The sequence below is a fragment of the Azospirillum sp. HJ39 genome (genome assembly GCF_041507355.1).
Taxonomy (GTDB): domain Bacteria; phylum Pseudomonadota; class Alphaproteobacteria; order Azospirillales; family Azospirillaceae; genus Azospirillum; species Azospirillum thiophilum.
On sequence record NZ_CP167910.1, the window covers coordinates 608,592 to 622,994 of the forward strand.

General features: G+C 68.7%; 13 protein-coding genes. 5 read left to right on the forward strand and 8 right to left on the reverse strand.

Annotation, left to right across the window (positions count from 1 at the left end; translation table 11 throughout):
• Positions 1–26: 26 nt before the first annotated feature.
• The 5 genes from ABMY26_RS13270 to glpD all read right to left on the reverse strand — a co-directional run bounded on the left by ABMY26_RS13270 (position 27) and on the right by glpD (position 5,638).
• On the reverse strand, positions 27–779 hold the full coding sequence (locus tag ABMY26_RS13270; protein WP_372396508.1) for a carbohydrate ABC transporter permease: 753 nt from the start codon (positions 777–779) through the stop codon (positions 27–29).
• Between the two features lie 113 nt (positions 780–892).
• Complete coding sequence (locus ABMY26_RS13275; RefSeq protein ID WP_372396187.1) at positions 893–1,768, reverse strand: carbohydrate ABC transporter permease; 876 nt, start codon at positions 1,766–1,768, stop codon at positions 893–895.
• Positions 1,769–1,780: 12 nt separating this feature from the next.
• Complete coding sequence (locus tag ABMY26_RS13280) at positions 1,781–2,869, reverse strand: ABC transporter ATP-binding protein (protein WP_372396188.1); 1,089 nt, start codon at positions 2,867–2,869, stop codon at positions 1,781–1,783.
• Positions 2,870–2,882: 13 nt separating this feature from the next.
• A complete protein-coding gene (locus ABMY26_RS13285) occupies positions 2,883–3,986 on the reverse strand; it encodes an ABC transporter ATP-binding protein (protein ID WP_372396189.1) in 1,104 nt (367 codons plus the stop codon).
• Positions 3,983–5,638: a glycerol-3-phosphate dehydrogenase gene (glpD, locus tag ABMY26_RS13290; protein ID WP_372396190.1), complete on the reverse strand. Its 1,656-nt coding sequence runs from the start codon at positions 5,636–5,638 to the stop codon at positions 3,983–3,985. Before glpD ends, ABMY26_RS13285 begins: the two co-directional genes overlap by 4 nt.
• A gap of 382 nt (positions 5,639–6,020) precedes the next feature.
• On the opposite strand from glpD, the gene ABMY26_RS13295 reads away from it, so the two are divergent.
• Together ABMY26_RS13295 and ABMY26_RS13300 are read left to right on the forward strand one after the other, a co-directional pair.
• Positions 6,021–6,824, forward strand: a complete 804-nt coding sequence (locus tag ABMY26_RS13295) for a DeoR family transcriptional regulator (protein WP_372396509.1) — start codon at positions 6,021–6,023, stop codon at positions 6,822–6,824.
• 165 nt (positions 6,825–6,989) lie between these two features.
• Complete coding sequence (locus ABMY26_RS13300; RefSeq protein WP_372396191.1) at positions 6,990–8,045, forward strand: GMP reductase; 1,056 nt, start codon at positions 6,990–6,992, stop codon at positions 8,043–8,045.
• Positions 8,046–8,067: 22 nt separating this feature from the next.
• Here the strand turns inward: ABMY26_RS13300 and ABMY26_RS13305 are convergent, their stop codons facing one another.
• From ABMY26_RS13305 to ABMY26_RS13315, 3 genes are all read right to left on the reverse strand, one after another.
• Positions 8,068–9,132, reverse strand: a complete 1,065-nt coding sequence (locus ABMY26_RS13305) for a LysM peptidoglycan-binding domain-containing protein (RefSeq protein ID WP_372396192.1) — start codon at positions 9,130–9,132, stop codon at positions 8,068–8,070.
• Between the two features lie 266 nt (positions 9,133–9,398).
• Positions 9,399–10,301: a c-type cytochrome gene (locus ABMY26_RS13310; RefSeq protein ID WP_372396193.1), complete on the reverse strand. Its 903-nt coding sequence runs from the start codon at positions 10,299–10,301 to the stop codon at positions 9,399–9,401.
• Between the two features lie 4 nt (positions 10,302–10,305).
• Positions 10,306–10,791: a cytochrome c gene (locus ABMY26_RS13315; protein ID WP_372396194.1), complete on the reverse strand. Its 486-nt coding sequence runs from the start codon at positions 10,789–10,791 to the stop codon at positions 10,306–10,308.
• Between the two features lie 144 nt (positions 10,792–10,935).
• Here ABMY26_RS13315 and ABMY26_RS13320 point away from each other — a divergent pair, with 144 nt between their 5' ends.
• From ABMY26_RS13320 to alr, 3 genes are all read left to right on the forward strand, one after another.
• Positions 10,936–11,520 carry a TIGR00730 family Rossman fold protein gene (locus tag ABMY26_RS13320; protein WP_372396195.1) on the forward strand — a complete coding sequence of 195 codons (585 nt, stop codon included), beginning with the start codon at positions 10,936–10,938 and terminating at the stop codon, positions 11,518–11,520.
• 122 nt (positions 11,521–11,642) lie between these two features.
• Entirely contained in the window at positions 11,643–13,148 is a 1,506-nt protein-coding gene (locus ABMY26_RS13325; RefSeq protein WP_372396196.1) for a replicative DNA helicase, read from the forward strand.
• Between the two features lies 1 nt (position 13,149).
• The gene (gene alr, locus ABMY26_RS13330) at positions 13,150–14,286 is read left to right on the forward strand and encodes an alanine racemase (protein ID WP_372396197.1); all 1,137 of its coding nucleotides are present in this window, start codon (positions 13,150–13,152) and stop codon (positions 14,284–14,286) included.
• Positions 14,287–14,403 lie beyond the last annotated feature (117 nt).

Below are 14,403 nucleotides of genomic sequence, written 5' to 3' on the forward strand. Positions count from 1 at the left end.
CGGCGATCCTCCTCAAACGCGGCCGGTCAGACGCGACCGAGCGCGAAGCCCTTGGCGATGTAGTTGCGGACGAACCAGATCACGAGCGCGCCCGGCAGGATGGTCAGCACCCCGGCGGCGGCCAGCAGGCCCCAATCCATGCCCGACGCGCTGACGGTGCGGGTCATGGTGGCGGCGATCGGCTTGGCGTCGACGGAGGTCAGCGTGCGGGCCAGCAGCAGCTCGACCCAGCTGAACATGAAGCAGAAGAAGGCGGTGACGCCGATGCCGGCGCGGATCATCGGCATGAAGACGGTGGTGAAGAAGCGCGGGAAGCTGTAGCCGTCGATGTAGGCCATCTCGTCGATCTCGCGCGGCACGCCCGACATGAAGCCTTCCAGGATCCAGACCGCCAGCGGAACGTTGAACAGGCAATGGGCCAGCGCCACCGCGATGTGGGTGTCGAACAGCCCCACCGTCTGGTAGAGCTGGAAGAAGGGCAGCAGGAACACGGCCGGCGGCGCCATCTTGTTGGTCAGCAGCCAGAAGAAGACATGCTTGTCGCCGATGAAGCGGTAGCGCGAGAAGGCATAGGCCGCCGGCAGAGCCACGGACAGCGAGATGATGGTGTTCAGCGTCACATAATAGATCGAGTTGATGTAGCCGCTGTACCAGCTGGGATCGGTGAAGATGACGATGTAGTTGCGCAGCGTCGGCGTATGCGGGTACAGCGTCAGCCCCGACAGGATTTCCTCGTTCGTCTTGAAGGACATGTTGACCATCCAGTAGATGGGCAGCATGAGAAAGACGATGTAGCAGACCAGGACCACCGTCCTGCCCGACACCCGCGCCGAGGAGCGGCGGATGTTGGCCGGCGCAGCCAGCGAACCGGGAGCGAGAACCGCGGCCTTGCTCATTTTCTCTCTCCTTCGCCGGTGCGGGTGATGATGGTGTAGAAGACGAAGCTGAACAGCAGAACGATCAGGAAATAGACGATCGAGAAGGCCGCGGCCTTGCCGATGTCGAACTGTCCCACCGCCATCTGCGTCAGGTACTGGCTGAGGAAGGTGGTTGAGTTGCCGGGGCCGCCGCCGGTGAGCACGAAGGGCTCGGTGTAGATCATGAAGCTGTCCATGAAGCGCAGCAGCACCGCGATGATCAGGACGCCGCGCATCTTCGGCAGCTGGATGAAGCGGAACACCGCCCATTTCGACGCGCCGTCGATCTTGGCCGCCTGGTAGAAGGCCGGCGGGATCGATTGCAGCCCGGCATAGCACAGCAGCGCGACCAGGCTGGTCCAGTGCCAGACATCCATCACCAGCACGGTCAGCCAGGCATGGACCGAGTTGCTGGTGTAGTTGTAGTCGATGCCAAGGGCACGGAAGGTGGCGCCCAACAGGCCGATGTCGCCGCGCCCGAAGATCTGCCAGATGGTGCCGACCACGTTGAACGGGATCAGCAACGGCAACGCCAGCAGCACCAGAGTCAGCGAGGTCTTCGCGCTGCGCCCGCCCGGCATGCCGAGTGCGATCAGGATGCCCAGCGGGATCTCGATCAGCAGCACCGCCAGCGAATAGACGATCTGGCGGACCAGCGCGTCGTGCAGCCGCTCGTCGGCCAGCACATTCTCGAACCATTCGGTGCCGACGAAGAAGGTCTGGCCGGGGCCGAAGATCTCCTGCACCGAATAATTGACCACCGTCATCAGCGGCACCACGGCGCTGAAGGCGACGATCAGAAAGACCGGGATGATCAGGAACCAAGCCCGGTTGTCCTGGACCTTATCCATGGCGATGGTTCCTCAGTTGACCAGATGGCTGTCGCGGTAGAGCTTGGTCCAGCGGCCGGGGAAGCGGACGGCGGCGTCGAGCGCCGGGATTTCCTGCTCCTCGTTCAGCCGGATCTTCAGCGTCTGGCTGCCCATCCGCAGGGTGGCAAGCCGGGAGGTGCCGAGATCGTCGACGCCGGTCACCTGCACCGGGACGGCCCCGGCACTGCCGCTGCGGGTCAGCTCCAGGAACTCCGGCCGGATGCCAAGCTCGAACCTGCCCCCCACCATGCCCCCTGCCGCCGCCATGGCGCCGTTGCCCAGCGGGATGGCGATGCCCTCGACCAGCGCATGGTCGCCGCCCAGCGTGCAGGGCATCAGGTTGATGCCGGGACTGCCGATGAAGTAGCCGACGAAGGTGTGCAGCGGATTCTCGAACAGTTCCTGCGGAGTGCCGAGCTGGACCATGGCCCCCTCATACATCACCGCGACCTTGTCGGCGAAGGTCAGCGCCTCCACCTGGTCGTGGGTCACATAGATCATGGTCAGGCGGTATTCCTCGTGGATCTGGCGCAGCTTGCGGCGCAGGATCCATTTGGTGTGCGGGTCGATGACGGTCAGCGGCTCGTCGAACAGGATCGCCGCAACATCCGAGCGCACCAGCCCGCGCCCCATCGAGATCTTCTGCTTGGCGTCGGGCGTCAGCCGCTGGGCCCGCTTCTTCAGGTCGGCGGTCAGGTCGAGCGCCTCGGCCACCTGCCGGACCCGGCGGTCGACGTCCGCCGCCGGAACCTTGCGGTTGCGCAGCGGGAAGGCGAGATTCTCGTACACCGTCATGGTGTCGTAGATGACCGGAAACTGGAACACCTGGGCGATGTTGCGCTCTTCCGGCGTGCAGCGGGTGACGTCGAGCCCGTCGAACAGCACCCGCCCCTCGCTGGGAACCAGCAGGCCGGAGATGATGTTCAGCAGCGTGGACTTGCCGCAGCCCGACGGCCCCAGCAACGCATAGGCCTTGCCGTCCTCCCACTCCTGCGACAGGCGGCGCAGCGCGTAATCCTCCGGCCTGGACGGGTGCGGGTGGTAGGAATGGCCGAGATTGTCGAATTGGATGGTCGCCATCGTTCCCGCCCCCTCACGCGATGTTGCGCAGCGCGCTGCGCCGCCAGTTGGGTGCCGCCACCAGCTTGCCCGCGGTGGAGAAGACGAAGATGCGGTCTGGATCGGCATAGACCTGGATCTCGCTGCCGATCGGGTGGCTGTGCACCCCCTCCTCGCGCGCGATCAGGGTGGTGCCGCCGTGGCGCAGATGGATGAAGGTCTCCGACCCGCTGATCTCCGACAGCGCGACCCGGCCCTTGATCGGCACCAGCCGCTCGCTCCGCCGCAGCACCGTCAGGTGGTTGGCGCGGATGCCGACGCGGCAGGGACCGGCCGGCAGGTTGCGGTCGTGGGCCGACAGCGGCAGGCTGGTGCCGTCGGTCAGCGCCACCCGGTCGTTGGTCAGGATGGCGTCCACCACATTCATCGGCGGATCGCTGAACACCTCGGCGCATTCCAGCGAGGCCGGGGCGTGGAACACCTCGCCGGTCGGGCCGCTCTGCAGCATCCGCCCCTCATGCAGCACGGTGACGGCGCCGCCGAGGACCAGCGCCTCCTGCGGTTCGGTGGTGGCATAGACGACGGTGGTGCGGCCGTCGGCGAAGATCTCGCGCAGTTCGGCGCGCAGCTCCTCGCGCAGCTTGTAGTCCAGGTTGACCAGCGGCTCGTCGAGCAGCAGCAGGCCGGCACCCTTCACCAGGGCGCGGGCGATGGCGCAGCGCTGCTGCTGGCCGCCCGACAGCTCGGCCGGCAGCCGTTGCAGGTAGGGCTCGATCCGCAGCATGGCGGCGGTGCGGCGCACCTTGGCGTCGATCTCCGCCCGGTCCTTGCCCTGGCGGCGCAGCGGCGAGGCGATGTTCTCGTACACCGTCATCGCCGGATAATTGATGAACTGCTGGTAGACCATCGCCACGTCGCGGTGGCGGACCGACTTGCCGGTGACGTCCGTGCCGTTCTCCAGCACGCGGCCGGCGCCGGGCGCGTCCAGCCCTGCCATCAGCCGCATCAGCGTCGTCTTGCCGGCCAGGGTGCGGCCGAGCAGCACGTTGAAGCTGCCGGGTTGCAGCTCCAGCGACAGCGGGTGGAGATGCTGGTCCGCGCCGACGCGCTTGGCCACGCCGTCCAATGTGAGTGTCACCGCAGTCCTCCCATCGACCGGCCCTTTTCCAACGGCAGGCCCGCGGGATCGTCCCCGGCCCCCTGGTTGGTCGCCCCCCGGTTGGTCGTTCCATCGCGCCGCCGGTCGAACCAGTCGGCGATGGCCTGCCGGACGGTCGCATCCAGGTGCAGCCCCAGCTTGGAGCGGCGCCACAGGAAATCGTCGCCGGTCATGGCGAATTCCTCCCGCGCCGCATAATCGAGTTCGGCCTCGTACACGCCGCCGCCGAAATCGGTGCCGAGCCCGTCCAGCCCGCGGGCATCGCCGAGCAGACGTTCGACCCGCGTGCCGTAGGCCCGCGCCAGCCGCAGCGCCAGCGCCTCGGGCAACCAGGGCCGGCCGCGCTTCAACCGCGCCAGGAAGGCGGCGAAGTCCGCCCCGGCGATGTCGCCGCCGGGCAGCGGGGCGTCGGCGGTCCAGGTGGCGCCATCCCCCTTGCCACCGGACTTGCCCAGCGCGCGGCCCAGCTTCTCGGTCGCCTCCTCGGCCAGCCGGCGGAAGGTGGTGATCTTGCCGCCGAAGATCGACAGCATCGGCGCCTCGCCGGCCGGCTCGTCCATCTCCAGCACATAGTCGCGGGTGACGGCCGACGCGTTGCCGCTGGCGTCGTCGAACAGCGGGCGGACGCCGCTGTAGGTCCACACCACGTCGCTCTCGCGCACCGGCTTGGCGAAATAGCGCGACACCGCCCGGCACAGATAGGCGATCTCCTCGCCGCTGATCGCCACCGCGCCGGGATCGCCTGAATAATCGAGATCGGTGGTGCCGATCAGGGTGAAATCGCGCTCGTAGGGTATGGCGAAGACGATCCGGCGGTCGTCGTTCTGGAAGATGTAGGCATGGTCGCCATCGAACATCCGCGGCACGACGATGTGGCTGCCCTTCACCAGCCGGACCGACTTGTCGACGGTCACGCCGGTCCGCTTGGCGATCATTTCGCGCACCCAGGGACCGGCGGCGTTCACCAGCGCGCGGGCGAGCACGGTTCGCCGCGCCCCGCTTTCGCAGTCGACCAGCGTCGCCTCCCACAGCCCGTCGCGGCGCACGGCGCTCTCGCAGCGGGTGCGGGTCAGGATTTCCGCCCCGCGCTCCTTCGCATCCATCGCGTTCAGCACGACCAGCCGGCTGTCCTCGACCCAGCAGTCGGAATATTCGAAGGCCCTGGTGAAGCCGCCCGACAGCGGCCGGCCGGCCGGGGAGCTGGTCAGGTCGACGCCGTGCGACCCCGGCAGCAGCTTGCGCTTTCCAAGATGATCGTAAAGGAACAGCCCGATGCGCACCATCCAGGCCGGGCGCATGCTGCTGTCGTGCGGCAGGACGAAACGCATCGGCCAGATGATGTGCGGAGCGGCGCGCAGCAGGACCTCGCGCTCCTGCAGCGCCTCGCGCACCAGCCGGAACTCGTAATATTCGAGATAGCGCAGGCCGCCATGGATCAGCTTGGTGCTGGCCGACGAGGTGGCGCCCGCAAGGTCGCCCTGTTCGCACAGCACCACCGACATCCCGCGACCGACCGCATCGCGGGCGATCCCGGCGCCGTTCACGCCGCCGCCGACGACCAGGAGGTCGGCCAGCATCGGACCGTCCGCACCCGTCCGGGCGTCCGTTCCTGCCGGGCTTGCGTTTGCCATGAGTTCCTCTCCGTACCGCGCCGGTTCCTTGCGAACCCGGCCGCTTTCGTTTTGGAACATACGATGTTCGTTTCCGCCTGAAAAGGAAAATGTTTGTTAAGCGGACGGTGTTTCAAGGCTACGCCGGTTCGGGGGTTTTGGCTATGGGGAATGCGGGTGACGGAAAGCGTTGTCGTTCGCCGCCGACAGGCGTGCTTTCGCTAACGAATACGCTTGTCCCGCAAACAATATCGACTATACGGTATCTGCCGGCGACGAAGCCGGCATCCCGAAGACGATGCCATTCCCGGTTCCTGCGTCGCCCCGGTTTTCGCTTTGACCGCTTGCGCGCATCTGATTGACTGACGCCCCTTCCACCGGAGACCCCGCCATGGACGCGCGCCTGGACGCCGACCACCGCCAGCAGGAGATCGTGGCCCTGGTCCACGCCAAGGGCATGGTTCAGATCCAGTGGCTGGCCGAGCATTTCGACGTCACGCCGCAGACCATCCGCCGCGACATCGAGTATCTCGCCGGCCAGTCGGCGGTCCGGCGGTTCCGCGGCGGGGTCACCGTGCCCTCCAGCGTGGAGAACATCGCCTATTCCACCCGCCAGACCCTGATGGCCGACGAGAAGCGCCGCATCGCCGAGATGGCCGCCCGCCATGTGCCGGAGGACGCCTCGCTCTTCCTCAACATCGGCACGACGACGGAGGCGGTGGCGCGGGCGCTGCTCGGCCACAAGCGGCTGCGGGTGCTGACCAACAACCTGAACGTCGCCACCATCCTGCACAAGAGCACCGGCTTCGCCCTGTCGATCGCCGGCGGGCAGGTGCGCGAGCGCGACGGCGGCATCATCGGCGAGGCGACGGTGGAGTTCATCCGCCGCTACAAGGTCGATATCGGCATCATCGGCATCAGCGGCATCGATTCCGAAGGCGACCTGCTGGATTACGACGAGCAGGAGGTGCGCGTCGCCCGCGCCATCATCGACAGTTCGCGCCGGGTCTTCCTGGTCACCGACCACACCAAGTTCGGCCGCAACGCCATGATCCGCATGGCCGACGTCGGGGTGCTCGACGCCCTGTTCACCGACCGGCTGCCGCCGCCGGAGCTGATGGAGGTGCTGACCGCCGCCGACTGCCAGGTCCATGTCGCCGACGGCAGCGAGACGCCGGCAAGCGAGGGCGAGGAGGCGGAAGAGTAGGGAGGGTCCGGCGCCGGTCCCTCCGATTCGGCGAAACAGCTTCAAACGCAGCCGCCCCCCGCAGTTTCCCGATCGCGCTTGCCGAACGGCGGCACCGCCTCCACTCTGTAACGTCGGGCCCGGGTTCAACGGTTGGCCCGCCGAACAGACCGGAGCAGGTGTGCGGTGATCATCGAAAGCGACCTCAAGCTCGACTTCAAGGACGTGCTGATCCGGCCGAAGCGCAGCACGCTGCAAAGCCGCAACGACGTGGACGTCAACCGGACCTTCACCTTCCTGCACACCAAGCGCGACTGGACCGGTTTTCCGCTGATCGCCGCCAACATGGATGTCACCGGCAGCATGGGCATGGCCCGCGCGCTGTCCCGCTTCGGCGCGATGACCGCCCTGCACAAGCATTACAAGGCGGAGGAGCTGATCGCCTTCTTCCAGGCGGAGGACGAATCGGCCACCCTGTCCAACGTCTTCTATTCGATGGGCACCACCGACGCCGACTACGACAAGTTCCAGGCGGTGAAGGCCAAGGCGCCGGTGGGGAAGATCTGCCTGGATGTCGCCAACGGCTACACCGAGCGCTTCGTCGAGGTCATCACCCGCCTGCGCCTGGAGAATCCGGACCTTGTCATCATGGCCGGCAACGTCGTCACCGGCGACATGACCGAGGCGCTGCTGCTGGCCGGCGCCGACATCGTCAAGGTCGGCATCGGGCCGGGGTCGGTCTGCACCACCCGCAAGATGACCGGGGTCGGCTATCCCCAGCTGTCGGCCATCATCGAATGCGCCGACGCCGCCCATGGGCTGAAGGGGCAGGTCTGCGGCGACGGCGGCTGCGCCGTGCCGGGCGACATCTCCAAGGCCTATGGCGCCGGGGCCGATTTCGTCATGCTGGGCGGCATGCTGGCCGGCCACGACGAATGCGAGGGCGACATCCGCTACGAGGAGAGCGACGGCGGGCCGGTGCCGGTCGCCATGGTTTTCTACGGCATGTCGTCGGGCACGGCGATGCACAAATATTCAGGCGGCGTCGCCTCCTACCGCGCGGCGGAGGGCAAGACGGTCGAGGTGCCCTACCGCGGCCCGGTGGAGGGCACGATGCAGGAGATCATGGGCGGCGTGCGCAGCATGATGACCTATATCGGCGCCACCCGGCTGAAGGAGGTGCCGAAACGCACCACCTTCGTCCGCGTCGGCGCCCAGCTGAACACCGTGTTCGGAAGCTGACGGGCGGCGGCCCGGCGGCGCCTCAGTTCACCTGCGGCAACGCGAAGATCTGGCCGGGATAGATCAGGTCGGGATCGCGGATCTGCTCGCGGTTGGCGGTGTAGATGGTGGTGTAGAGCATGCCGTCGCCATAGGTGCGGCGCGCCAGCCGCCACAGGCTGTTGCCGGGCTGGACGACGACGCTGTGCCCGTCGGTCAGGCCGGCGGGCATGGCGGAGACCTGGACCGGCAGCTCGGCGCGGGCGACCACCTTGCCGGCCTGGCTCACCTGATCCGCCCGCAGGGTGTAGATGCCGGGATCGATCAGCTTTTCCGGGGTCAGGCGCCAGTTGCCCTTGGGGTCGGTGTGGGCGCTGCCGACCAGGATGTTGTCGAGATAGAGCTGCACCGCGCTGTTCGGTGCCGCCCGTCCGCCCAGCGCGACGCGGCCAGCGGGGTCGTAGTCCATCGTCTCCACCGACACGCCGCCCGGCGGCGGGGGCGCCCCGTCGGCCGGCACCGGCGGCGCCTGCAGGATCGAGCTGCCGCCCATGGCCGGGGGCGCCCCGGCCAGTCCGGCGCGCGGCACCGCCACCGCCATGGCCGCCGTTTCCGACACTGCGGAGGTGGTGGTGGCCGCCGTCCGGGCCGGCTTGGCCGCGGCCGGTTCCGGCACCATCACCACGACCACCTTGTCGGCGGGGACCGGAGCCTCGGCGCCGGGGCGGGTCTCGGTCAGGTTCAGTTCGCGGGCACCGGGCGCCAGCGGCGTGTCGGGCAGCATCACCCATTCGCCGCGCTGGTCGGCCTTGGCGGTGGCGACCGGCTTGCCGCCGTCGGTGACCGTCACCTCCGCGCCGGGCGCCGCCCGCCCGGCCATCACCGTCGCACCGTCCGGCGCCACCCGCACCACGTCGAAGCTGGGGGCGGCGGGCGCCGCCGGAGCGGCTGCCGCCGGCTTGGCGGCGGAGGCGGAGGACGCAGGGGCCGGTGCGGGAGCCGGCGGGGGAGCCGGGACCAGGGCAGCGACCGGGGATGCGGGGACTGCGGGAGCGATCGCCGCCGGCTTGGCCAGCAGCGGCATGTCCGCCGCCGGCGCCCCGGCCATCCCCTTCCCTGCCCCCTGCCCTGCCGGATCACCCGCGGGCCGGCCCGCCGGCCACAGGGCGACCGTCGCGACCCCACCGAGCAGAGCCACGCCCAAAGCTGCGAACAACGCGTTTCGTTTCACCTGAGCACCCATCCGGCGGCCCGCCACGCTGGCGGGATGCCTGACTATAGCAGAAGGACAGAGCGCAAAAGAATGGTGCCGTTGGAGACTTTTCCTCCGCCGGAGGTGACGGATTGCCCCTTCCGATCACCAATCCGAAGGATTCACTCCTTCGCCGGCACCGTCTTCAGGTAGGCGGCGATTGCGGCGCGGTCCTCCGCCGTCAGTTTCGAGGTGCTGTTGCGCACCACCTCGCCCATGGCGCCGCCGACGACGTCGCCCTCCGGGGTCAGGCCGGTTTCCAGCAGCAGCGTCAGGTCGCCGTCCGACCAGCCGCCGATCCCCTTGGCCTGCGCGGCGGTGATGCCCGGCACCTTGTCGCCGTCCGGGCCGTCGGGGTTGCCGGCCAGATAACGGCCGGACTCCATCCCGCCCAGCAGCGAGCGCGGGGTGTGGCATTCCCCGCAATGGCCGAGCGCGTCGACCAGATAGCGCCCGCGATTCCAGGCCGGCGGCCGGGCCGGATCGTCGGGCACCGGGCCGGGGGTCAGGTACAGCCATTGCCAGGCCGGCACCAGGAAGCGCCAGGAGAAGGGCGGCGTCAGGTCGTGCGGCCGGTTGGGCGCCGCGACCGCCGGCCGGCTGAACAGATAGGCCTTCAGGTCCAGCAGGTCGCGGTCGGTCATCCGCGTGTAGCTGGCATAGGGAAAGGCCGGGAACAGGGCGGCGCCGTCCGGCCGCACCCCCTCGCGGAAGGCGCGGATGAAGTCCGCGTCGCTCCAGCGGCCGATGCCGTTGACCGGGTCCGGCGTGATGTTGGGGGTGTAGAAGGTGCCGAAGGGCGTCGCCAGCGCCCGTCCCCCGGCCAGCGGCGCACCGCCCTCCTTGTCGTTGGTGTGGCAGCCGAGGCAGCCCGCCGCATCGAAGAGGTAGGCGCCCCGGCCCGCCGCATCGCCCGGAGGACCGGCGTCGGCCGCCCGCGCACCGCCGTCCGCGAAGCCGCCGCCCGCAAAGGCGAGCAGCGGCAGCGCGGCCCGGACCAGGACCCGGATCGGGACGGGCCGCATCGGCTCAGTTCTTCTTGACGCGGAAGTCCTCGTGGCAGCTTCCGCAGGTCTTGGAGGTGGCGCCCAGCGCCTGGGCGATCTGAGCGCGGTCGCCGCCCTTGATCGCGGCGTCGAGCTTCTCGGCGGCCGGCTGCACCGCGCTCCAATAGCGCTGCGCCTCGGCCCAGTTCTTCCACAGCTCCGGCTTGGCGGCGCTGTCGGTCACGCCGACGGCGGTGCCTTCGGGAAAGATAGCCTTAAGGTCCATCTTCGACACCGCCAGAACGGCCTCCGCCCCCTTGGCCGCATCCTCGGCGGTGGCGCCTTCGTTCTTGACGAACTTGGCGACGGCGCCCATGCCGCCGCCCAGCTTCTTCATCGTCTGCTGCCGGTCCTTCACCTGTTCGGCCGGATCGGCGGCGCCGGCGCTGCCTGCCGACATGCCGAACAGCCCGAACATCAGACCGGCGACGGATGCCGCCGCAAGGACATTGACGACGCGGTTGTTCATGTGGTCCCTCCCGATGATGCCATGGTCTTAACGGTGCCTGTGCCGCAGTTGACGCGCGGCCGCGTCCGATATTCCATGGCATTCACCGGATTTTTTGCGGCCACCGCCCCGTTCGGGACCGGTGGCGAGAAAGGTTGACCCGCGATGAAGAGCCTGTCGTCCGTCTGCGTCTATTGCGGCGCTTCCGCCCGCGTCGCCGATGTCCACAAGGAAGCCGCCCATGCGCTGGGCGACGGGCTGGCGCGGCGCGGCATCCGCATGGTCTACGGCGGCGGCCGGGTCGGGCTGATGGGCATCGCCGCCGACGCGGCGCTGGCGGCCGGCGGCGAGGTGGTCGGCATCATCCCCGAACACATCCAGTCGGCGGAGATCGAGCACACCGGCCTGACCGAGCTGCATGTCGTCGACAGCATGCACACCCGCAAGCGCATGATGGTGGAACGCTCCGACGCCTTCGTCATCCTGCCGGGCGGGCTCGGCACGCTGGACGAGGCGTTCGAGATCCTGACCTGGAAGCAGCTGCAGCTGCACGACAAGCCGATCGTCATCGCCGACGTCGACGGCTATTGGCGCCCGCTGCTGGGACTGATCGACCACATGGTGGCCCAGGGCTTCGCCCGCATCGACCGCTCCGCCCTCTACCGCGTCGCCGACCATGTCGACGGCGTGTTCGCGGCGCTGGGCAGCATGCCCGACGCGGCCCACCCGGCGCAGCCCCGGAAGATGTAGGGCTCCGGCCGCGGTTATCCCCGAACTTCCCAACCTGTGGATAACTTCTGTGCACAGCTTTTGTGGAGGGTCACCCGCCCTTCACCGAGCGTTCCCGTTCTGTTTCTGCTATTGTGTCCCCCATGAGCAACCAGACCTCATCGCTGTTCGATCCCCGCCCGTCGTCCGCGGTCAAGCCGACGGCCGAGTACCGCACCCCTCCCAACAACGAGGAGGCGGAGCAGGCGCTGCTGGGCGCGATCCTGGTCAACAACAAGGCCTATGAGAAGGTCGGCGAGTTCCTGCGGCCGGAGCATTTCTACGACCCGGCCCACCAGCGCATCTTCGCCGCCATCACCAAGATGGTCGACCGCGGCCAGATCGCCAATCCGGTCACGCTGAAGTCGCTGTTCGACAACGATCCCGAGCTGGCGGTCGAGGGCGGCAGCGCCTATCTGGCGGATTTGGCGGCCAACGTCGTCACCGTGGTCAATGCCGGGGATTACGGCAAGACCATCCACGACCTGTTCATCCGCCGGCAGCTGATCGAGGTCGGCACCGACATGGTGAACGAGGCGTACCGCCACGACCTCGACATCACCGCGCTCGACCAGATCGGCGAGGCGGAGAAGCAGCTGTTCGACCTCGCCTCGACCGGCGACGTCCAGGGCGGCTTCGTGGCGTTCGGCGAGTCGGTCAAGCACGCCATCACGACGGCGGAGGCGGCCTTCCGCCGCTCCAGCCACGTCACCGGCGTCACCACCGGCCTGATCGACATCGACCGCAAGCTCGGCGGCCTGCATCCGTCGGACCTCGTCATCCTCGCCGGACGCCCGTCGATGGGCAAGACGGCGCTGGCCACCAACATCGCCTTCAACGCCGCCAAGGCGCATATGCGGTCCTCCGGCCAGGAGGGCGGCGTCGTCGGCTTCTTCTCTCTCGAAATGTCGGCGGAACAGCTCGCCACCCGTATCCTCGCCGACGAGGTGCAGGTGCCCGGCGACAAGATCCGCCGCGGCGAGATCCGCGACACCGACTTCCCGAAATTCGTCCAGGCCAGCCAGGATCTGGCGCGCTGCCCCTTCTATGTCGACGACACGCCGGCCCTGTCGGTCGCCGCGGTGCGCACCCGCTGCCGCCGGCTGAAGCGGACGTCGGGCCTCAGCATGGTGGTGGTCGACTATCTCCAGCTGCTGCGCGGCTCGTCGGCGCGCGGGTCGGAGAACCGGGTGCAGGAAATCTCGGAGATCACCCGCGGCCTGAAGGCCATCGCCAAGGAGCTGGACGTGCCGGTGGTGGCGCTGTCGCAGCTGAGCCGCGCGGTGGAGCTGCGCGAGGACAAGCGGCCCCAACTGGCCGACCTGCGCGAATCGGGCTCGATCGAGCAGGACGCCGACGTCGTCATGTTCGTTTTCCGCGAACAGTATTATCTTGAGCGCGCCGAGCCCTCGCGCCGGCCCGACGAGAGCGACGACAAGTTCAACGACCGCTACCAGCGCTGGCAGCAGCGTCTCGGCGAGGTGCACAACACCGCCGAGGTGATCATCGCCAAGCAGCGCCATGGTCCGATCGGCACCGTCCGTCTCTACTTCGACGGCCAGTTCACCAAGTTCGGCGACCTCGACCAACACCATCAGGGTGACGAGTAAAGTGCCTGCCCCCCAGCCTGTCCCGTCCGATCCGGCCGCCCGCGCCGGGGCCTTCCTCACCGTGGATCTCGCCGCGGTGGTCGCCAACTGGACCCAGCTGCGCGACCGCGTGGCGCCGGCCGAATGCTCGGCCGTGGTCAAGGCCGACGCCTACGGCCTCGGCGTTGCCCGCGTCGTCCCGGCGCTTGCCGCGGCCGGCTGCCGGACCTTCGTCGTCGCCCAGTTCGAGGAGGCGCTGGCGGTCCGCCGCGCGCTGGAACCGGTGGCGCCGGACGCTCAGGTCTTCTCGCTCGGCGGGCTGCCGGCCGGCTGCGAGGGCGACTTCATCGCCAGCCGCATCCTGCCGGTGCTGAACCATCTGGGCGAGATCGCCGCCTGGGGCGCCTTCGCCGCGTCGCGCGGCGAGGCGCTGCCGGCGGCGATCCACATCGACACCGGCATGAACCGCCTGGGCCTCGGCCCCGACGAGCTGGACGCGCTGGCCGCCGAACCGGCCCGGCTGGCCGGCATCGACGTGCGCTATTGGATGACCCATCTCGCCTGCGCCGACGAGTTCGACAATCCGATGACCGGGGCGCAGCTCGACCGTTTCCGCTCCGCGCTCGCCCGCCTGCCGCAGGCCAAGGCCAGCTTCGCCAACTCGTCGGGCATCTTCCATGGACCCGACCATCATTTCGACCTCGCCCGGCCGGGCTGCGCGCTCTATGGCGTCAACCCGACCCCGCATCTGCCCAACCCGATGCGCGACACGGTGCGGCTCGACGCAAGGCTCCTGCAGGTGCGCAACTGCGCCCCGGCGATGACGGTCGGCTACGGCGCCGCCCATGCCGTCACCGGCCCGGCCCGGATCGCCACCATCGGCGTCGGCTATGCCGACGGCTACCTGCGCTCGCTCAGCGGCAAGGGGCATGTCTTCGTCGACGGCGTCGCGGCGCCCATCGTCGGCCGCATCTCGATGGACCTGATCACCATCGACGTCACCGGCCTGCCGGAGGATGTCGCCCATGCCGGCCGCATGGTCGAGCTGATCGGCCCCAGCCGCCCGGTCGACCGGGTGGCGGCGGAGGGCGGGACCATCGGCTACGAGATCCTGACCTCGCTCGGCCGGCGCTACCACCGGGTCTATCTGGGCGGGTGACCCCCGGCCGCGGCAAGGCCACGCCCCTCCATTGCGAAGTCCAAGGATGACCGCGGGCCGCATCGGTGCTATGACCGCATCGCCCAAACGAGACACCAACTAGGATGCGGGCCGACT

Coding starts and splice junctions, on each gene's coding strand:
- ABMY26_RS13275 (WP_372396187.1), bottom strand. CDS start 1,768: ATGGATAAGGTCCAGGACAACCGGGCTTGGTTCCTGATCATCCCGGTC.
- glpD (WP_372396190.1), bottom strand. CDS start 5,638: ATGGCAAACGCAAGCCCGGCAGGAACGGACGCCCGGACGGGTGCGGAC.
- ABMY26_RS13270 (WP_372396508.1), bottom strand. CDS start 779: ATGCTGCCCATCTACTGGATGGTCAACATGTCCTTCAAGACGAACGAG.
- ABMY26_RS13320 (WP_372396195.1), top strand. CDS start 10,936: ATGAAGAGCCTGTCGTCCGTCTGCGTCTATTGCGGCGCTTCCGCCCGC.
- ABMY26_RS13325 (WP_372396196.1), top strand. CDS start 11,643: ATGAGCAACCAGACCTCATCGCTGTTCGATCCCCGCCCGTCGTCCGCG.
- ABMY26_RS13315 (WP_372396194.1), bottom strand. CDS start 10,791: ATGAACAACCGCGTCGTCAATGTCCTTGCGGCGGCATCCGTCGCCGGT.
- ABMY26_RS13280 (WP_372396188.1), bottom strand. CDS start 2,869: ATGGCGACCATCCAATTCGACAATCTCGGCCATTCCTACCACCCGCAC.
- ABMY26_RS13305 (WP_372396192.1), bottom strand. CDS start 9,132: ATGGCCGGGGCGCCGGCGGCGGACATGCCGCTGCTGGCCAAGCCGGCG.
- ABMY26_RS13310 (WP_372396193.1), bottom strand. CDS start 10,301: ATGCGGCCCGTCCCGATCCGGGTCCTGGTCCGGGCCGCGCTGCCGCTG.